This window comes from Pseudomonas sp. NyZ480 (genome assembly GCF_029537255.1).
In the GTDB taxonomy this organism is placed as follows: domain Bacteria; phylum Pseudomonadota; class Gammaproteobacteria; order Pseudomonadales; family Pseudomonadaceae; genus Aquipseudomonas; species Aquipseudomonas taiwanensis.
This window is the reverse complement of record NZ_CP120626.1, coordinates 2,539,081-2,558,925: the sequence shown is the minus strand read 5'-3', so window position 1 is coordinate 2,558,925 and position 19,845 is coordinate 2,539,081. Positions and strand designations below refer to the sequence as shown.

Genomic DNA, 19,845 nt, shown 5'->3' with positions numbered 1-19,845 from the left:
AACACGCTTGGTGCTGTCCGGGGCGATCATTCGCCCCGCCAGTTTTGAGACCTCCGTCGAGATGCCGTCCTGCCATGATTGCACCCGCTCTAGCGCGTGGGTTCTAATTCCGACCCACCGGTTTTATCTTCGCAATCCAAGGACGCTTCATCATGTACAGGAAGATCGTACCGCTGGCGCTGCTGGCAACCCTGGCTGGCTGCTCCGACACGCCTGAGGCCACTGAGGCCAGTTTTCACAAGGCCGCCCAAGCCTATCTCGACACTCAATACCCCCACTGTTTCGTGGTCAGCTCGTTCCCGACCAAAACCAAGGACTTCGACGTCAACGGCACCAACAAGGCCCTGCACGCCCTGGCCCAGGTCGGAGTGGTCAGCGAGAAGGAAATCTCGCGCACGCAGGTTCCCGAACGTCTGTGGCAACCAGCCCGCACGGATATCTACTACGCCTACGACCTCACCGAAGAAGGTCGCAAGTACTACAAGGCCGATGCACAACGGACGGTCAACGGCAAGACCCGCGGCGGGCTGTGCTTCGGCACGGCACAGGTCATGGCCATTGAACAGTTCAGCGAACCTGGCGAGAAGATGGGGCACACGGTTTCCGACGTGACCTATACCTACAAGATCACCGGATTGCCGGCCTGGGCAGCGAATGACAACGTCAGGTCCAGCATTCAAGACCTGGATCGGGCGGTGGCGACCCACGACGCCCCCGTGCGGGAAAAGCGCCTGATGGTGCTGACAGAACAGGGTTGGGTACACGAGCGGTTGTTCGATAAGTGATGTTTGCCTGTACGGGCCCTATCGCCGCCAAGCCGGCTCCTGCAGGATCTGCGTGGTCCCTTTGGGAGTCTGCGGGCGATAAGGCCGGAGCAGGTTCACAACCACCACGCCAACACCACCGGTAGCCAGACAAAGGACAGCACCGTCGAACACATCACCAGGTTCGCTACCTGCTCTGGTGAGCGGTTGGCCCGTACCGCCATCAGGTAGTTGAACACCGCCACCGGCATTGCCGACTGCACCATCAGCACCGCCCGCTCCAGGGTTTCCATACCCAGCAGGGCACCGACCGCCCAGCCCACCGCAGCCCCCAGCACGATGCGCAGGCCACCCAGCAGCATGCCGCTGCCAATGTGCCGCAGACGAATGCTGGCCAGCGATACCCCGAGGGTCAACAACATCAACGGAATGGTCATGCCGCCCAGCAGGTCTACCGTGTTGGCCAGCCAGCGGGGCAATTCGACGTCCAGGAAAATGATCGGCATCGCACCGGCCAGGCTGATGACGATGGGGTTGCGCAACAGCGCCTTGGGTGACGCCGCGGTACCGGAGATGGCCATGCCGACGGTGAACTGGAATATCGACAGCGTCAGGAAAAACGCCACCGCCAGCGCAAGGCCATGCTCGCCAAAGGCATACAGACTGATCGGCAGGCCCATGTTGCCCGTGTTGGGAAACAGAAACGCTGGCAGCAGCACCCGCCAGTGCTGGTCGAAGATGCGGCATACCAGCAAGCCGACCACGACCATGCCGAGTAGGCAAAGCAGGCAGCCCAGAGCCATGCTGGCGAAAGCCGTCGGGTTCAGTTCGGTGCGGCTCAGCGTCGACAACACCAACGACGGCGTGCCAATGGTCATCACCAGGCTGGCAATGAACTCAGTGGGGTAGCTCAAGCCCTTGCGGGCCCAGGCGTAACCGATACCGGCGACGATAAACACCGGCGCCAGTACGGCGAACAACGAAGCGAACATCTACCAAGCCCTCCATGGAGCTGCCCTGTGCACGTGAAGGCGTGACGAGCGTTGACCGATCCAGCCCCGGCGCGCGACATCCCAAAGGGCAAAAAGCGGCATTATGCCGCAGGCTGCAGGCTCTTGGGCAAAACCTTCCAAGGCCTTAGAATCGCGCCTCCTTTTCGCCCGTCGCCTTGAACGGTGGCAACCGGCAGCAATGACAGAGTCCGCGCCTAAGCACATGGCCGCACATGTGAAATAGGCTCAATCGACCCCACCCGACCGCCCTTGCCAAGGTTCCGGTTGAGTCTTGCCCAGGTCGCATCAAGAAGGCACACCCGTGCAACAACCCTGGCCGTTCAAGGCCGGGAAAGCGTGCGCGTCAGAAAAGGCGCTCTTTTCGCTTACTCAACCAGAGGTACCTATGTCTCCGCGTTTGCTGGCCATGGCGCTGGCACCCCTGCTCGGGCTGTTCATCATTGCCCTGGGCAACGGCTTCATGTCTTCCCTGACGACCCTGCGCCTGGACGCCGCTGGTGAGTCGCCCTCGATGATCGGTATCGTCTCCTCGGCCTACTTCGTCGGCCTGACCCTGGGCGCGATCTTCAACGACCGCCTGATCCTGCGCATCGGCCATATCCGCGCTTACAGCAGTTTCGCCTCGCTGATCGCCGCGACCATCCTGCTGCAGGGACTGTTCTACGATACCCACGGGTGGATCGCCCTGCGCCTGATCAACGGCTGGGCAACCGTCGGTGTGTTCCTGGTCATCGAAAGCTGGTTGCTGCTGGCGGGCGACGCGAAGATCCGGGGGCGCTTGCTGGCGCTGTACATGATCGCCTTCTACGGTGCTGGCGTGGTAGCCCAGGCGGCCCTGGGCGAAATCACTGGCTGGGGCGCAACCGCACCGTTCATGGTCGCGGGCATGCTCGCGGCGCTGTCGGTGATGCCTATCGTGATTCTGCCGCAGGTGTCGCCGCTGCTGGAGCAGGTCGAACCGCTGAAGCCTCGCCAACTGCTGGGCGTGGCCCCAACCGGGCTGGTCGGCTGCTTCGGCTCGGGCGCGGCCATCGCTGGCGTCTATGCCTTGCTGCCACTGTACCTGCAACGTATCGGCCTGGACGTGGGCGAGGTCGGCAACATGATGGCCTGGGTGATCCTGGGTGCGATGCTGTTGCAGTACCCGGTGGGCCGGTGGTCGGACCGCAAGGACCGCCAGGACGTGCTGATAGCCCTTGGCGCCTTGTGCACGGTACTGTCGGTAGTGATCGTGTTGCTGCCCTCGCAGTCGGTGTTGCTGCCGGCGATGCTGTTCCTGCTGGGTGGCGGGGTGTTCGCACTGTATCCGGTTGCAGTCAGCCACGCAGCCGACCGCGCCCCGGCCGAAGCGCTGGTACCGATGATCCAAGGCCTGCTGTTGATCAACTCACTGGGTTCGGCGCTGGCCCCGCTGGCTATCTCGCCGGTTATGACCAGCTACGGCGAAGTCGGGCTGTTCTGGGCCTTCGCCGTCATCAACCTGGCCATGGTCAGCTTCTTCATGTGGCGCAGGGGCAAGCGACCGGCACCTGAACACCCTGCTCCCTTCGCCCCGGCCACGACCTTCTCGCCCACTGGCGCAGAGCTGCGGGTGACAGAAGATTTGATGCACGCGTGCCAGGAGCATCCCCCCCAACAGCCTGCTCCCTCGCAGGCAGCGCCAAAGGCTGACATCGGGTGATATCCATCGCAGGCGGGTCCACGATACTTCCGGTGACCGCCCGTCGCCCGAAAGGCACGTCAAGGTCCAGCGAAAGCCGAATGAATGACAGATCGTTCCCACGGGAGATTTAACATGGTCCGCATTCGTTCGCTTTCGCTGTGCCTCGCCCTGACCTTGGGTATTGCCTCAGGCAGCTTCGCCGCCAGCGGCGGGTATGGAAACGACACCCAGGTCCCGGCAACCCCGTCTGGCGCCCCTTCCAAGCCTAAGCCTTACGATGAAGGCAAAACGTACGACGAAGGCAAGACTGCTGGCGAAAAAGGCAGCAGCGTCAATAGCCCGGGCAGCAGTAAGGATAACGACAGCAGTGACACGGGAAGCGACTCCGACGCCGCCGATGGCGCCAGCGGTGGTTCCAACAGCACCGGTGAAGCGACAGGGTCTGGCGCGGGCAGTACGGGGGGTACCGCCGAGGACCAGGACAGCCGTTGAGAAGCAACCCGGTCAGGCCCCCACCGCGACCCGAGGCACGGGTTCGCGGTCAGCGCCAGAACCTGGGGTCGTCCACCACCTGTTGATGGGCTTCGAACAACGCCGGGAGTTGCTCCTTCAGGTAATCGAGCCAGGTGCGTACCTTGGCATCGAGGTAATGACGCGACGGATAGATGGCGTAGATTTCCCGCTGGCGCAACCGGTGCGGCGCCAGCAGGCGGAACAGGCGGCCTTCCTCGATGGCATGGCTGGCAGAGTAGTATGGCAACAAGCCCACCCCCATGCCCAGTTCAGTGGCTTTGAGCATGGCATCGGCGACGTTGGTGAGGAAGGTGTCCTGGGGCACGACCACACTGCGTCCCTGGTCGTGATCGAATGACCAGTCCTCTTCGAACAAGGGGTCGACCATGCGCAGGCAGGCATGATCGTTCAAGTCTTCCGGCTTGGTCGGCACGCCATGCCGCGCCAGGTACTCGGGTGATGCGCAAAGGATGCTGTAGATGCTGCCCAACGGGATAGCGATCAATTGCGAGTCAGGCAACCCTTTGCCGATGGTGATCACGATATCGTGGCCTTCGTCCAACGGGTCGGGGTTGCGCTGTGACAGGGTCAACTCCATCACCACTTCCGGGCACGCCGCGTTGTAGCGTGCCACCAAGGGCATCATCAACAAGCCCAGGCCATGGGTGCAGTGAAAACGCAGACGCCCCCGGGGGTTGAGGTGGGCACCCCGGGCCTCATCCATGGCTTCGTCGGTCAACGACAGAATGTGCCGTGAACGCTCAAGAAATCGCTCCCCCGCCTCGCTCATGCGCAAGCGCCGCGTGGTGCGGTGTAGCAGCCGGGTCTGCAATTGGTTTTCCAGCTCGGCAACGATGCGCGACACCTGCGCCGCGGATATATCCAGGGCATTGGCGGCCGCGGCAAAGCTGCCGCACTCCACCACCCGGGCGAAGGTGCGCATGGCGTGCAGCATGTCCATCGTATTCGGCTCCTTTTTTCGGCCTTATTCGTACATCCAAGGCAGGAATCTATCACGAATTAGGCCATTTATTGTGGATCATCAATGAATACATCATTAGTAAAACATTGAAGAAGGAGCCTGCCATGAAACGCTCGATCGCTTTGCTTGCTTTGTCCGCCGCCCTCGCCTCGTTCGGCGCCGTGGCCGACCAGAGCGCCGGCCAACCGGCCTCCAGCGAGGCCACCTACGAATACGGCATGCCGCTGGATGTGGCCAAAGTCATCTCCGTCACCCCAGCCAGCAACGTCGCCGACTGCCAGGTCGGTACCGCACATATGAAGTACGTCGACCACAAGGGCCAGACCCACGAAGTCGCCTACCGGGAAATGGGCAACTGTTCTCAGCAGTGATTCAGGCCAGGGCCTGGGTGATCCAGGCGACCTGACGAGTGAAGTCACGGGTCTTTTCCTGCGGTACTGCGTCCCGGGCGCGCTCGAAATGGGCCAGTGTCTGCTGTTTCTGACGCAACATGCGCTGCCACTTGGTAATGAACGCCGGACTTTTTTCCTGCAACAGCATTGGGCCGAAGTAAAGTTGTTCGGCGGTGTAGCTCACGGCTTCGCAAGGCTCGGCGACGATGATTTCGTAGTCAAAGCGGTTTTCGCGCAGCAATTCTTCGCGGCAAATCCGGTAGCCGTTGTCCATCAGCCACTGACGCAGTTCCCGCTCGTCGCCATTGGGCTGCAGAATCAGGCGCGTCACGCCCTGCAAGCGGGCCTTGCCCTGTTCCAGAATGTCGCGAATCGTTTCGCCACCCATGCCGCAGATGCTGATGGTGTTGACCCGGTCGGAAGGTTCGATGGCCGCCAGGCCATTGGCCAGGCGAACAGTGATGCGACCTTCCAGGCCGTTCTTGCGCACCTTGCGCTGGGCCGAGGCGAAAGGCGTCTGCGCCACTTCACCCGCCACCCCAGCTTCAATGATGCCGCGCAGCATCAGGGCTACCGGCAGGTAGCCATGGTCCGAGCCGATATCGGCCAGCCGCGCGCCTCGCGGCACATAGGCCGCCACACGCTCAAGGCGCATCGACAAAGTCTGTTCGTTCAACGTGAAGCCCCTTGCTCAACAATCGGGCGCGATTCTGACGGCCAGCGCCCGGCATTACAACGGACGTTGGCCCAACGGTGTCGCTCGACCCGCTCGTCGTGCTCGCGTAGGCTTGCGGGTTTCATTCCGTTGCAAGGCAAACTCCCATGGCAGACCTCATCTACACCCCGGACTCCGACGCCGACTCCATTTCCTCCGACGTCGCCGAGTTCAACGGCATTCTGGTCACCACCCAGATTCCCGCCGATATCGAAGCTGACATCACCGCGCAGAGCGAAAGTACCCTGCAGGCCCTGAAGGACGCGCTGGAAAAAGCCGGCAGCGGCATGGACCGCGTCATGCACCTGACCATCTACCTCACCGATATGGCTGACCGCCCTGCGTTCAACGAGGTATACCAGCGTTTCTTCCAAAAGCCGTGGCCGGTGCGTGCCGCCGTGGGCGTGGCGGCGCTGGCGTTCCCGACCATGCGCGTCGAAGTGACGGCGATGGCCGCCAAGCGCTGATCCGCCGGCAACACCCCGCCGCTGGCAAGCCAGCGCCCAACGGTCCTGCGTTTGTTTCAGCATCTGCCGTCGGGGCCGGCTTGCCGGCGATCACCGGCAACGCCAGTGTTTCTTTCCCACTGAGCAGCCCGAGGATGCCGCCAACCCAATTCACCGCTACAATGCCCGCCTTGACCGTGACAGCCCGACCATAACGACATGTCCCTTCCAAAGAATCACCTGGAACTGCTTAGCCCTGCCCGCGACGTGGCCATTGCCCGCGAAGCCATCCTGCACGGCGCTGACGCCATCTACATCGGCGGCCCGAGCTTCGGCGCGCGCCACAACGCCTGCAACGAAGTCAGCGATATCGCCGAGTTGGTTGAATTCGCCCATCGCTACCATGCGCGAGTGTTCACCACCCTCAACACCATCCTCCACGACAATGAGCTGGAGCCGGCGCGCAAGCTGATCCACCAGCTCTATGACGCAGGTGTCGACGCGCTTATCGTCCAGGACCTGGGTGTGATGGAGCTGGACATTCCGCCGATCGAGCTGCATGCCAGTACCCAGACCGACATCCGCACCCTGGAGCGGGCCAAGTTCCTCGACCAGGCCGGCTTCTCGCAACTGGTGTTGGCCCGCGAGCTGAACCTGCAGCAGATCCGCGCCATTGCCGCCGAAACCGACGCCGCCATCGAGTTCTTCATCCATGGCGCGCTGTGCGTGGCGTTCTCCGGCCAGTGCAACATCTCCCATGCCCAGACCGGTCGCAGCGCCAACCGTGGCGACTGCTCCCAGGCCTGCCGCCTGCCCTACACGCTCAAGGACGACCAGGGCCGTGTGGTGGCCTTCGAAAAGCACCTGCTGTCGATGAAGGACAACAACCAGACCGCCAACCTGCGCGACCTGGTGGATGCTGGCGTGCGCTCGTTCAAGATCGAAGGCCGCTACAAGGACATGGGCTACGTGAAGAACATCACCGCCCACTACCGCAAAGAGCTGGACGCCATCCTCGAAGACCGCCCGGACCTGGCACGCGCCTCCAGCGGTCGTACCCAGCACTTCTTCGTGCCCGACCCGGACAAGACGTTCCACCGTGGCAGCACCGACTACTTCGTCACCGACCGCAAGGTCGACATCGGTGCTTTCGACTCGCCGACCTTCACCGGTCTGCCGGTAGGCGTGGTTGAGAAAGTCGGCAAGCGCGACCTGTTGGTGGTCACCGAGGTGCCGCTGACCAATGGCGACGGCCTGAATGTGCTGGTCAAGCGTGAGGTGGTGGGGTTCCGCGCCAATATCGCCGAACCACGGGGCGAGTTCGAAGAAGACGGCCAGAAACGCTACCGCTACAGGGTCGAACCCAACGAAATGCCCGAGGGCCTGCATAAGCTGCGCCCGAACCACCCACTGTCGCGCAATCTGGATCACAACTGGCAGCAGGCCCTGCTGCGCACTTCGTCCGAGCGTCGTGTGGGCCTGGAATGGCACGCCGTGCTACGCGAACAGCGGCTGGCGCTGACGGCCACCAGCGAGGAAGGCGTGAGCGTGCAAGTGGCGCTGGATGGCCCGTTCGGCGAGGCCAACAAGCCGCAACAGGCGCTGGAACAACTGCACGACCTGCTCGGTCAGTTGGGCACCACCCAGTACCACGCCGATGCCATCGAACTGGATGCGCCGCAAGCCTATTTCATCCCCAACTCGCAGCTCAAGGCCCTGCGCCGGGAAGCCATCGAGGCGCTGACCGAAGCGCGGGTCAAGGCTCACCCGCGGGGTGGACGCAAAGCCGAAACCAACCCACCACCGGTGTACCCGGAGTCGCACCTGTCGTTCCTGGCCAACGTATACAACCAGAAGGCTCGCGAGTTCTACCATCGCCATGGTGTGCAACTGATCGATGCCGCCTACGAAGCCCACGAGGAACATGGGGAAGTGCCGGTGATGATCACCAAGCACTGCCTGCGCTTCTCGTTCAACCTGTGCCCCAAGCAGGCCAAGGGTGTGACGGGCGTTCGCACCAAAGTGGCGCCGATGCAGCTGATTCAGGGGGATGAAGTACTGACCCTGAAGTTCGACTGCAAGCCCTGCGAGATGCATGTGATCGGCAAGATGAAGCCGCACATCATCGACCTGCCGACACCTGGCAGTGGGGTGGCTCAGGTAGTGGGACACATCAGCCCGGAAGACCTGCTCAAGACCATTGTCCGCGCGCCACATTGATAGCCAGAGGGGCGCATTGCGCCCCTTTCCCAGCGGCTTTCGCTACCGGACGAAACGCGGAATCCGCAGGCCGAGGCTCTCACGCAACGTCGTGCCTTCATACTGGGTGCGATACACCCCGCGCGCCTGCAGCAACGGTACGACCTCCCGGGTGAAACGCTTGAACTGGCTCGGATGCCCAACGTAGATATTGAACCCGTCCAGCGCCCTTGCCTCGAACCACTCAGTCATCTTCGCCGCCACGGTTTCGGCCGACCCGACGAACGCTCCCGGCCTCAGCTGGCGCCCGTACTCCACGGCTTGGCGCAGACTGAAGCCCTTGTCCCGCGCTTGATCGGCAATGCGCTTGGCATTGGTGAAAAAGCTACTTCGCGCGTACTCAAGGCTTTCTTGGGGAAACGGCGCATCCAGGTCGTATTGGCTGAAATCGTGCCAGCCAAAATTGCGCCCGAATTCCTTGAGCGCCAGCTCGAAGCTGTGGTCCTGCTGGTGATAGTGCCGCTCGATCTCACGGGCCTCGGCATCGCTGTCACCGACGTAGATTTCGGCGCCCGGCAAGACCAGCAACTGGTCCGGGTCGCGCCCCAGTCGCGCCGCCCTGCCCTTGATGTCCTGGTAGAACGCCTGCCCCTGCTCGATGCTAGACGCATGGGTGAACACCACATCGGCAGTGGCTGCGCCCAAGTCACGCCCTTGTTGCGAATCACCCGCCTGGAAGACCACCGGCTGCCCCTGGGGCGAGCGCTGGATGTTCAGTGGCCCCACCACCGAGAAATGCTCACCCTTGTGGTTGAGCGCATGCAGCCTGGACGGATCGAGAAATTGCCCCGTGGCCCGGTCGCGGGGGAACGCATTGTCCTCGTAGGAATGCCAGAGCCCTTGCACCACCTGGACGTGCTCCTGGGCCCTGGCATAGCGAGTGTCGTAATCGTAGTGTTCGTCTCGACCATAATTGCCGGCGGTGCCAGCGTCGCCACTGGTGACCACGTTCCAGCCAGCGCGGCCTTTGCTGATAAGGTCCAGGGACGCCAGGCGACGGGCTACGTTGAAAGGCGCGTTGTAGGATGTGGTCAGGGTCCCGACCAGGCCGATATGGCGGGTACTCACCGCAAGCGCCGACAACAGGGTCAGCGGTTCCAGGCGATTGAGATAATGCGACGGCGAGCCAGGTGTGATGAACTGGCTGTCGACGATGAACACCAGGTCGAACAGCGCAGCTTCGGCCTGGCGGGCGATATCGATATACCAGTCGATATTGACGCTGGCATCAGCCGGCAACTCCGGGTCCAGCCACAGGTTGTGCCGCCCAGGGCCGCCGCAACCCATGGTCAGCGCGCCCAATTTGATCTGTCTCTTGCTCATACGGGCTAGCCTCCTTGGACCTACTGGTTTTTGGCCTGCGCCGTGGCTGGCTGTTGCAGAGCGGCAGAGAACGAAGTGTCGAACAGGGTAGCGGCGGGGTACGCCTTGATCAAACCGAGCCCTGCGAAGAAGTCCACGGTTTTTTGCGCATCGACCACCACCTGTGGGTTCAACGGTGCCAGGTCGGTACGGGCGCGAGCGAACCAGATGCGGGCGATGTCGCGGTCGGCCCGGGTACGCTTGGCCCAGTCGTCGGCATAGGCTTCGGTATTGGCCGGGTCGCCCAAGGCCCATTCGCGGGCTGTTTTCAGGCGCTGCAGGAAGTCCGCGATTTGCGCGCGCTTGCCCTCGACGGCCTTGGCGTTCGCCACCACGAAGCTCTGCGCTGGAATCAGCCCTTGCGCAGTGGCCAGTACCCGTGCGCCTTGGCGCTCCTGCTGGGTGACGTAGGGTTCCCAGGTGGCGATCACGTCGACCGAACCGCCATCCAGGGCGTGAGAAGCATCCAGTGCACTGAGATAACGCAGCTCGAGCGAGTCGCGGGGCACATTGGCTTTGTCCAGGGCGCTGAACAACAGTTGTTGGCTCCACGAGCCTTTCCAGATCGCTGCGCGCTTGCCGCGCAGATCAGCCAGGCTGTGTATGTTCGAATCCTTGCGCGCGAGGATCGCCACACCGTCCAGATTCTGCCGGCTCACCGCGATGACTTTGATCGGCGCCCCCAGGGCCCCGAGGAACAGCGGCGGTGCATCGCCCAGCAGGCCGAGGTCCAAGCTACCGACGTTCAGCGCTTCGGCCACTGGGGAGCCGGCAGTGAACTGCTTCCATTCCAGTGTGTAGGGCAAGTCATCGAGCACACCCGCCGCTTCCATCACGGAGCGGGCATTGAAGCTCTGGTCACCCACTACCAGGGTTTGCGCACTGACGGCCAGGCTCAGGGCTGAGGCCAGCACGCCTGCAGCCAATTTTTTGAGGTATCGCACGTTCGTCTCCAGGTGCCCTTGGGGCACGGCATGGCAAGTCGATCCGCCCGTGCGGTCTCGCAGATTATTTATGTGTTTTGAATCTAAACAGAGGCCTGTTTATAAGCTAACGACTCGAAACACCCCTGTGAAATGCGTTTTAGGCATAACCTAATGCTTCTGAAATGCGCGCCACTAAATACCAATTATGCATATTAGCTTATGATTATTTTGCATTTTGAGAATATTCTCTGACTTTGCTAGGGTGATTCAGACCTCTCCATCGAGCCCTTACCATGAGCCAACCGCTGCGTCTTGACCGTTTGCGCTTGTTCATAAGCGAACTTTCCGATCTTTTGGACCGGGAGACCGACGAGGCCGCCCTCCTCGACCACGGCCAGGGTCTGCTTGGCAGCCTGGTCGCTCACGATGACTGGCTGCCCGCGGACCTGGCTCAGCCCGATCCGACCCGTTACCAGCAGTACCTGTTGCATTGCGACTCGCGCCAACGCTTTTCCATCGTCAGTTTCGTCTGGGCACCGGGGCAGCGCACCCCGATCCATGACCATCGCGTCTGGGGCCTGATCGGCATGCTGCGCGGAGCCGAATACTCGCAAGGCTTTGCCCGCACCGAACAGGGCGCACTGGTGCCCGCTGGCGAACCTGTACGCATCGATCCGGGGCATGTCGAAGCTGTCTCGCCCCGCATCGGCGACATCCATCAAGTAAGCAATGCCTTCGACGACAGGGTGTCGATCAGCATCCATGTCTATGGCGCCAACATCGGTGCCGTTCGGCGCGCCGTATACCTGGCCGACGGCAGCGAAAAAGCCTTCATTTCCGGATACACCAATACCCGCTTGCCCAACATCTGGGACCTGTCCAAAGAGACCCCTGACCTATGAGTACTGTGACCACCCGGACCTACCAGGACATTCGTCGAGCCCTGCTGGCCCATCAGGAGCTGGCACTGATCGACGTCCGAGAAGAAGACCCGTTTGCCCAGGCGCACCCATTGTTCGCCGCCAACGTTCCGTTGTCGAAACTGGAACTGGAAATGTTCGCCCGCGTACCGCGTCGCAGTACCGCCATCACCCTGTATGACGATGGTGAAGGACTCGCGGACCGAGCGGCGGAGCGCCTGCTGGCGCTGGGCTACAGCGATGTGGCATTGCTGCAGGATGGCCTGGCCGGCTGGCGCGCTGCCGGCGGCGAGCTGTTCAGAGACGTCAACGTACCGAGCAAAGCCTTTGGCGAGTGGGTCGAGAGCGTGCGCCATACCCCGTCGCTGGCGGCCGAGCAGGTGCAGGCGTTGCTGGATGCCAAGGCCGATGTGGTGGTACTCGACGCCCGGCGTTTCGATGAATACCAGACGATGAGCATACCGGGCGGTATCAGCGTGCCGGGTGCGGAATTGGTGCTGCGGGTTGCCGAGCTGGTGCCCAACGCCGACACCCAGGTGATCGTCAACTGCGCCGGGCGCACCCGCAGCATCATCGGCACTCAGTCACTGGTCAATGCCGGGATTCCCAACCCGGTGGCAGCGCTGCGCAATGGCACCATCGGCTGGACCTTGGCGGGGCAACAACTGGCCCATGGCCAACAACGCCGCTTTACCGAAGTGACCGAGTCCAACCGTGCCGTGGCAGCCAAGCGTGCGCGCAAGGTTGCCGATAAGGCCGGTGTGCTGCGCCTGGAGGTCAAGGGGCTCAGGGTCTGGCAGGCCGACAGCCACCGCACCACGTACCTTTTCGATGTGCGCACACCTGAGGAATATGCCAAGGGCCATGTGCCTGGAAGCCGTTCGGTGCCTGGCGGGCAGTTGGTGCAGGAGACCGACCATGTGGCCAGCGTGCGCGGTGCGCGTATCGTGTTGGTCGATGACGATGGCGTGCGGGCGAACATGAGTGCTTCGTGGCTGGCGCAGATGGGCTGGCAGGTGGCTGTGTTGGATGGGCTTACCCAGGACCACTTCAGCGAGTCAGGTGACTGGAAAGCCCCGCTGCCGCCACCGCCGCAAGTGACCGAAATCAGTGTCGAGCAGTTGCAAGGCTGGCTCGAATCCGCCAGTACCGTAGTGCTGGATTTCACGGCCAGTGCCAACTACGTCAAGCATCATGTTCCGGGTGCCCATTGGGCTATCCGGGCGCAACTGCCCCAGGCCCTGGAGCGGTTGCCTGTAGCCGAACGTTATGTGTTGACTTGCGGCACTGGCCTGCTCGCCCGTTTCGCAGCCGTCGACCTGCAAGCACTGACCCACACGCCCGTGTATCTGCTCAGCGGGGGCACCGCCAGCTGGATTGCCGCTGGCAAGCCGCTGGAGAGCGGTGAGACCCATTTGGCGGTGGCGCGCACCGACCGCTACCGCCGGCCTTATGAAGGCACCGATAACCCGCGCGAGGCCATGCAAGGTTATCTGGATTGGGAGTTTGGTCTGATTGCGCAGTTGGAGCGCGATGGCACTCATGGATTCCAGGTGCTGAGCTAGGGTCTGTAAGAAAAGTCTTGAGACGAAGGTCTGGCAAGGCGAAAACAGCCGAGGAAGCGGAGTTTACGGGTTGTAAAGAGCATTCCGAGGCTGTTTTCAACGCAGCATCACCGAGTTTCAAGGCTTTTCGTACAGAGCCTGGAGAAAACGGGGCCGCTTCGCTCGGAGGGACGCCTGCAGCGCTGATCCATGCCCCACATCGATGTCTGACCACGCCTTATCATTGCGCGTGATAATAACCTTCGTTCCATTCGATTCGTGCGCTACGCGCAAGACACTCACACTCCGCCCACTACTAATACATTGGCGGAGTTCTCCATGGAACAATCACTCAAACCCTTGCGCTTCCCCCTCGCTGCCCTGGCAGTCGTGGTGCTGAGCGCATGCGGTCGAACCCCGGACGCCGTGCAGGCCCCCGCCGCACCGAAAGTCAGCGTCGCCAAGGTGATCGAGCAACCGATCAACGAGTGGGACGAGTTCACCGGCCGCCTCGAAGCGCCAGAAACCGTTGAAGTACGCCCTCGGGTCTCAGGCCAGATCGACTTGGTAGCCTTCACCGAAGGTGCCCAGGTCAAGAAAGGCGACCTGTTGTTCCAGATCGACCCACGTCCGTTCCAGGCTGAAGTCCGCCGACTCGAAGCCCAACTGCAACAAGCCAAGGCCACCGCCATTCGCAGCGCCAACGAAGCCCGCCGTGGCGAGCGCCTGCGCGACAGCAACGCGATCTCCGCGGAATTGGCCGAATCGCGCAGCAGTGCCGCCGCCGAAGCCCGTGCCGGTGTCGATGCCATCCAGGCCCAACTGGACCTGGCCCGCCTGAACTTGAGCTTCACCCGCGTCACTGCGCCGATCAGCGGCCGGGTCAGCCGCGCTCAGTTCACCGCCGGCAACATCGTCACCGCCGATGTCACCCCGCTGACCAGCGTCGTGTCCACCGACAAGGTGTATGCCTACTTCGACGCCGACGAACGCGTGTACCTGAAGTACACCCAACTGGCCCGCGAAGGCCAGCGCGGTCAGAGCACGCCTGTTTACCTGGGCCTGACCAACGAAACCGGCAACCCACACCTGGGCCAGATGAACTTCGTCGACAACCAGGTCAACCCACGTACCGGCACCATCCGCGGCCGCGCCGTGTTCGATAACCGCGACGGCCAGTTCACGCCAGGCCTCTATGCGCGGCTGAAGCTGGTCGGCAGCGCCCAGTACGATGCGGTGCTGATCAACGACGAAGCCGTGGGTACGGACCTTGGCAAGAAGTTCGTGCTGGTCATGGACAAGGACAACAAGGCCAGCTATCGCCCAGTAGAACTGGGGCCGAAGCTCGAAGGCCTGCGCATCGTGCGCAGCGGTCTGACCAAGGACGATCGCATCGTGGTCAAGGGCCTGCAGCGTGTGCGTCCGGGGTCGCCAGTGACGCCGGAAGAAACGCCTATGGCCAGCGAGCAGACCCTCGCCGCCCTCGCCCAGCAACGCCAAGCCCTCGAGGCCAGCAATCGGACGCAGAAGGTAGCGGGCTCCACCGAAAAAGTCGCCAGCGCCCAAGCGCCACGCGGTTAAGGGATCACACCGATGAACTTTTCGAAATTCTTCATTACCCGGCCGATCTTCGCTGCCGTGCTGTCGCTGGTGCTGTTGATCGCGGGCTCGATCTCGCTGTTCAAGCTGCCGATCAGCGAATACCCGGAAGTGGTACCGCCCACCGTGGTGGTGCGCGCCAACTTCCCCGGCGCCAACCCCAAGGTGATTGGCGAAACCGTCGCCGCGCCGTTGGAGCAGGCCATCACTGGTGTCGAGAACATGCTGTACATGTCCTCGCAGTCCACCGCCGATGGCAAGCTGACCCTGACCATCACCTTTGCCCTGGGCACCGACCTGGACAACGCGCAGGTGCAGGTACAGAACCGCGTCACGCGTACCCAGCCCAAGCTGCCTGAGGAAGTGACCCGCATTGGTATCACCGTCGACAAGGCATCGCCCGACCTGACCATGGTCGTGCACTTGACCTCGCCGGACAACCGCTACGACATGCTCTACCTGTCCAACTACGCCATCCTCAACATCAAGGACGAACTGGCGCGCCTGGGCGGCGTCGGCGACGTGCAACTGTTCGGCATGGGCGACTACTCGCTGCGGGTATGGCTCGACCCGAACAAGACCGCTTCGCGTAACCTGACCGCCAGCGATGTGGTGGCCGCCATTCGCGAGCAGAACCGCCAGGTGGCCGCCGGCCAGCTGGGCGCCCCGCCCGCCCCTGGCAGCACCAGCTTCCAGCTGTCGATCAACACCCAAGGTCGCCTGGTCAACGAGGAAGAGTTCGAGAACATCATCATCCGTGCCGGTGCCGATGGCGAAATCACTCGCCTGAAGGACATCGCCCGCGTCGAGCTGGGCTCCAGCCAGTACGCACTGCGCTCGCTGCTGAACAACCAGCCGGCGGTGGCCATCCCGATCTTCCAGCGGCCTGGCTCGAACGCCATCGAAATCTCCGACGAAGTGCGGGCGAAAATGGCCGAGCTGAAGAAGGACTTCCCGGAAGGGATGGACTACAGCATCGTCTATGACCCGACCATCTTCGTTCGTGGCTCCATCGAAGCGGTAGTGCACACCTTGTTCGAAGCGCTGGTGCTGGTAGTGCTGGTGGTGATCCTGTTCCTGCAGACCTGGCGCGCCTCGATCATCCCGCTGCTGGCCGTCCCGGTGTCGCTGATCGGCACCTTCGCGGTGATGCACCTGTTCGGTTTCTCGCTCAATGCCCTGTCGTTGTTCGGGTTGGTATTGGCCATCGGTATCGTGGTGGACGACGCCATCGTCGTGGTGGAGAACGTCGAACGTAACATCGGGCTTGGCCTGAAACCGCTTGAGGCCACGCAAAAGGCCATGGGCGAAGTGACCGGTCCGATCATTGCCACTGCCCTGGTGCTGTGCGCGGTGTTCGTGCCTGCTGCGTTCATTTCTGGCCTGACCGGGCAGTTCTATAAGCAGTTCGCCCTGACCATCGCCATTTCGACCGTGATTTCGGCATTCAACTCGCTGACCCTGTCGCCGGCCCTGGCTGCCGTGCTGTTGAAGGAGCATCACGCGCCCAAGGACCGCTTCTCGCGGTTCCTCGACAAGCTGCTGGGTAGCTGGCTGTTCGCGCCGTTCAACCGTTTCTTCGACCGTGCCTCCAATCGCTACGTCGGCGGCGTGCGCCGGGTCATCCGCTCCAGCGGCATCGCCCTGTTCGTCTACGCTGGCCTGATGGGCCTCACCTACCTGGGCTTTTCGTCCACCCCGACCGGTTTCGTACCGGCCCAGGACAAGCAGTACCTGGTGGCCTTTGCCCAGTTGCCAGACGCGGCGAGCCTCGACCGTACAGAGGCGGTCATCAAGCGCATGAGCGAAATCGCCCTCAAGCAACCCGGCGTCGCCGACTCGGTAGCCTTCCCGGGGCTGTCGATCAACGGCTTCACCAACAGCCCCAATAGCGGCATCGTGTTCACCCCGCTCAAGCCGTTCGATGAGCGCAAGGACCCGAGCCAGTCGGCTGCAGCCATCGCCGCTGCGTTGAATGCCCAGTTCGCTGACATCCAAGACGCCTACATCGCGATCTTCCCACCGCCACCGGTACAAGGCCTGGGCACCATCGGCGGCTTCCGCCTGCAGATCGAAGACCGGGGCAACCTGGGCTACGAAGCGCTGTACAAGGAAACCCAGAACATCATCGCCAAGAGCCACAACGTGCCGGAGCTGGCTGGCCTGTTCACCAGTTACCAGGTCAATGTGCCACAAGTCGATGCCGCCATCGACCGTGAGAAGGCCAAGACCCATGGCGTGGCGATCACCGACATCTTCGACACCCTGCAGGTCTACCTCGGCTCGCTGTACACCAACGACTTCAACCGCTTCGGTCGCACCTACCAGGTCAACGTCCAGGCCGAACAGCAGTTCCGCCTCGATGCCGAGCAGATCGGCCAGTTGAAGGTACGCAACAACCTCGGCGAGATGATCCCGCTGGCGACCTTCCTCAAGGTCAGCGACACCTCCGGACCTGATCGGGTGATGCACTACAACGGTTTCATCACCGCGGAAATCAACGGCGCGGCCGCACCTGGCTACAGCTCCGGCCAAGCCGAGGCCGCCATCGAGAAGCTGCTCAAAGAGGAACTGCCCAATGGCATGACCTTCGAATGGACCGACCTGACCTACCAGCAGATCCTCTCGGGCAATACCGCACTGCTGGTGTTCCCGCTGTGCGTGCTGCTGGCGTTCCTGGTGCTGGCCGCCCAGTATGAAAGCTGGAGCCTGCCGCTGGCGGTGATCCTGATCGTGCCGATGACCCTGCTGTCGGCCATTACCGGGGTGATCGTATCGGGTGGCGACAACAACATCTTCACCCAGATCGGCTTGATCGTACTGGTCGGACTGGCATGCAAGAACGCGATTCTGATCGTCGAGTTCGCCAAGGATGAACAGGCCAAGGGCCTGGACCCATTGGCGGCTGTACTGGAAGCCTGCCGCCTGCGCCTGCGCCCGATCCTGATGACCTCGATCGCCTTCATCATGGGTGTGGTACCCCTGGTGTTCTCCTCCGGCGCCGGATCGGAAATGCGCCATGCCATGGGTGTCGCGGTGTTCTCGGGAATGATCGGGGTGACCGTGTTCGGGCTGTTCCTGACGCCAGTGTTCTTCTTCCTGATCCGCCGTTTCGTCGAGCGTCGCCAGGCCCGCAAGGCTTCGCACGTGCCATCGCTGGAGAGCCACGCATGAACCTGCTCAAACCCCTGACGCCTAGCCTGCTGGCACTGGCCCTGGCGGCCTGCGCGGTGGGCCCGGACTACAAGACACCGGACACCGAACCTGCGCATCTGGACACCCAGGCCCAAGCCCAGGCGTTCGATCGCAGCCACTTCGAAAGCGTGTGGTGGAAGCAGTTCGACGACCCGGTGCTCAACCAGCTGGTGCAGGCCTCGCTGGAAGGCAACCGCGACTTGCGCGTGGCCTTCGCCCGCCTCAAGTCGGCGCGGGCGATCCGTGAGGATGCCTCGAACGATCAACTGCCGGTGGTGACCAGTCGCGCCAGCAGCGAAATCGGCAAGGGCCAGATTCCCGGCCAGACCGAACAGCGAGTCAACAGCGAGCGCTATGATTTGGGCCTGGACATGGCTTGGGAGCTCGACCTTTTCGGCCGCATCCAACGCCAGATCGAGGCCAGCGAAGCCCAGGAGGCAGTCGCCCAGGCCGACCTGCAACAGCTGCAGGTCAGCCTGATCGCTGAACTGGTCGACGCCTACGGTCAACTGCGCGGTGCTCAGTTGCGCGAGAAAATTGCCCTGGCCAACCTCAAGACCCAGGAGGAGTCGCGTGCCATCACCGAAACCCTGCGTGACGCCGGGGTCGGCAACGAACTGGACGTAGTGCGCGCCGACGCGCGGCTGGCCGGGGTCGAGGCGACCGTACCGCAACTGCAGGCCGAACAGGTCCGGGCGCGCAACCGCATCGCCACCCTGCTTGGCCAGCGTCCGGATGCACTGAGTGTCGACCTCTCGCCCAAGGCGCTGCCGGCCATCGCCAAGGCCCTGCCGGTGGGTGACCCGGGCGAGCTGCTGCGCCGCCGCCCGGACATCCGCAGCGCCGAACGCCAACTGGCCGCAGCCACGGCAAACGTTGGGGTGGCTACCGCCGACCTGTTCCCACGGGTAAGCCTCAGCGGCTTCCTGGGTTTCACCGCCGCGCGCGGTTCGCAGATCGGCTCGTCCGCGGCCAATGCCTGGGCGCTTGGCCCCAGCATCACCTGGGCCGCCTTCGATCTGGGCAGCGTGCGGGCACGCTTGCGTGGAGCCAAAGCCGATGCCGAAGGCGCCCTGGCCAACTACGAGCAGCAGGTATTGCTGGCCCTGGAAGAATCGGCCAACGCCTTCAGCGACTACGGCAAGCGGCAACAACGCTTGCTGTCGCTCATGCGCCAAAGCGACGCCAGCCGCAAGGCCGCCGAACTCGCTTCGGTGCGCTACCGCGAGGGCACGGTGGACTACCTGGTGCTACTGGACGCCGAACGCGAACGCCTGAGCGCCGAAGACGCCCAAGCCCAGGGTGAAGTCGAGCTGTATCGCGGCATCGTCTCGATCTACAAAGCCCTCGGTGGCGGCTGGCAACCCGAGACAGTGGCCAGCGCCCACTGATTCAACGACTCCTTTGGTTGGATCCTCCGCCAACCGTTTGCCCCGCTGGCCTCGCGCCTGCGGGGCTTTTTTGTTCATCCTTCGCCTACGCGGCACCGAGCCGACCGCAGACAAGGGTTGAGCCAATGCACCTTGCAGACAGGGGCATTCTGCCCCAAGCT

Annotated in this window: 16 protein-coding genes; 11 read left to right on the top strand and 5 right to left on the bottom strand. The window is 62.7% G+C overall.

Annotated elements, in window-relative coordinates; genetic code table 11:
* Positions 1–152: 152 nt before the first annotated feature.
* Positions 153–785 (top strand): hypothetical protein, encoded by a 633-nt coding sequence (locus P3R38_RS11730; protein ID WP_277687164.1) that lies wholly within the window; start codon positions 153–155, stop codon positions 783–785.
* 95 nt (positions 786–880) lie between these two features.
* Here P3R38_RS11730 and P3R38_RS11725 read toward each other — a convergent pair whose 3' ends face one another.
* Complete coding sequence (locus P3R38_RS11725; RefSeq protein WP_277687163.1) at positions 881–1,756, bottom strand: AEC family transporter; 876 nt, start codon at positions 1,754–1,756, stop codon at positions 881–883.
* A gap of 406 nt (positions 1,757–2,162) precedes the next feature.
* On the opposite strand from P3R38_RS11725, the gene P3R38_RS11720 reads away from it, so the two are divergent.
* Both P3R38_RS11720 and P3R38_RS11715 read left to right on the top strand, forming a co-directional pair.
* Entirely contained in the window at positions 2,163–3,458 is a 1,296-nt protein-coding gene (locus P3R38_RS11720) for an MFS transporter (RefSeq protein ID WP_023380425.1), read from the top strand.
* 114 nt (positions 3,459–3,572) lie between these two features.
* Positions 3,573–3,932 carry a hypothetical protein gene (locus tag P3R38_RS11715; RefSeq protein WP_104881820.1) on the top strand — a complete coding sequence of 120 codons (360 nt, stop codon included), beginning with the start codon at positions 3,573–3,575 and terminating at the stop codon, positions 3,930–3,932.
* 49 nt (positions 3,933–3,981) lie between these two features.
* Here P3R38_RS11715 and P3R38_RS11710 read toward each other — a convergent pair whose 3' ends face one another.
* The gene (locus P3R38_RS11710; RefSeq protein WP_027907774.1) at positions 3,982–4,914 is read right to left on the bottom strand and encodes a LysR family transcriptional regulator; all 933 of its coding nucleotides are present in this window, start codon (positions 4,912–4,914) and stop codon (positions 3,982–3,984) included.
* A gap of 125 nt (positions 4,915–5,039) precedes the next feature.
* On the opposite strand from P3R38_RS11710, the gene P3R38_RS11705 reads away from it, so the two are divergent.
* Positions 5,040–5,306 carry a DUF2790 domain-containing protein gene (locus tag P3R38_RS11705; RefSeq protein ID WP_023380422.1) on the top strand — a complete coding sequence of 89 codons (267 nt, stop codon included), beginning with the start codon at positions 5,040–5,042 and terminating at the stop codon, positions 5,304–5,306.
* Between the two features lies 1 nt (position 5,307).
* On the opposite strand, the gene P3R38_RS11700 is transcribed toward P3R38_RS11705, so the two are convergent.
* Positions 5,308–6,003, bottom strand: coding sequence for a tRNA (adenine(22)-N(1))-methyltransferase TrmK (locus P3R38_RS11700; RefSeq protein WP_104883986.1), 696 nt, complete (start codon positions 6,001–6,003; stop codon positions 5,308–5,310).
* A 146-nt stretch (positions 6,004–6,149) separates the two neighbouring features.
* Here P3R38_RS11700 and P3R38_RS11695 point away from each other — a divergent pair, with 146 nt between their 5' ends.
* Positions 6,150–6,509 carry a RidA family protein gene (locus tag P3R38_RS11695; RefSeq protein ID WP_023380420.1) on the top strand — a complete coding sequence of 120 codons (360 nt, stop codon included), beginning with the start codon at positions 6,150–6,152 and terminating at the stop codon, positions 6,507–6,509.
* Between the two features lie 198 nt (positions 6,510–6,707).
* A complete protein-coding gene (locus P3R38_RS11690) occupies positions 6,708–8,708 on the top strand; it encodes a U32 family peptidase (RefSeq protein WP_277687162.1) in 2,001 nt (666 codons plus the stop codon).
* A gap of 42 nt (positions 8,709–8,750) precedes the next feature.
* Here the strand turns inward: P3R38_RS11690 and P3R38_RS11685 are convergent, their stop codons facing one another.
* Positions 8,751–10,070: an LLM class flavin-dependent oxidoreductase gene (locus P3R38_RS11685; protein ID WP_023380418.1), complete on the bottom strand. Its 1,320-nt coding sequence runs from the start codon at positions 10,068–10,070 to the stop codon at positions 8,751–8,753.
* Between the two features lie 20 nt (positions 10,071–10,090).
* Positions 10,091–11,053, bottom strand: a complete 963-nt coding sequence (locus P3R38_RS11680; RefSeq protein WP_023380417.1) for an ABC transporter substrate-binding protein — start codon at positions 11,051–11,053, stop codon at positions 10,091–10,093.
* 275 nt (positions 11,054–11,328) lie between these two features.
* Between P3R38_RS11680 and P3R38_RS11675 the strand changes: the two genes are divergently transcribed.
* The 5 genes from P3R38_RS11675 (at position 11,329) to P3R38_RS11655 (ending at position 19,684) form a co-directional block, all read left to right on the top strand.
* Positions 11,329–11,937, top strand: a complete 609-nt coding sequence (locus P3R38_RS11675; RefSeq protein ID WP_023380416.1) for a cysteine dioxygenase type I — start codon at positions 11,329–11,331, stop codon at positions 11,935–11,937.
* Positions 11,934–13,520 carry a rhodanese-related sulfurtransferase gene (locus tag P3R38_RS11670; RefSeq protein WP_277687161.1) on the top strand — a complete coding sequence of 529 codons (1,587 nt, stop codon included), beginning with the start codon at positions 11,934–11,936 and terminating at the stop codon, positions 13,518–13,520. The genes P3R38_RS11675 and P3R38_RS11670 overlap by 4 nt, the downstream gene beginning before the upstream one ends.
* Positions 13,521–13,838: 318 nt before the next feature.
* Complete coding sequence (gene mexE, locus P3R38_RS11665; RefSeq protein WP_023380414.1) at positions 13,839–15,080, top strand: multidrug efflux RND transporter periplasmic adaptor subunit MexE; 1,242 nt, start codon at positions 13,839–13,841, stop codon at positions 15,078–15,080.
* Between the two features lie 12 nt (positions 15,081–15,092).
* Entirely contained in the window at positions 15,093–18,272 is a 3,180-nt protein-coding gene (locus P3R38_RS11660) for an efflux RND transporter permease subunit (RefSeq protein ID WP_023380413.1), read from the top strand.
* A complete protein-coding gene (locus P3R38_RS11655) occupies positions 18,269–19,684 on the top strand; it encodes a TolC family protein (RefSeq protein ID WP_023380412.1) in 1,416 nt (471 codons plus the stop codon). The genes P3R38_RS11660 and P3R38_RS11655 overlap by 4 nt, the downstream gene beginning before the upstream one ends.
* Positions 19,685–19,845 lie beyond the last annotated feature (161 nt).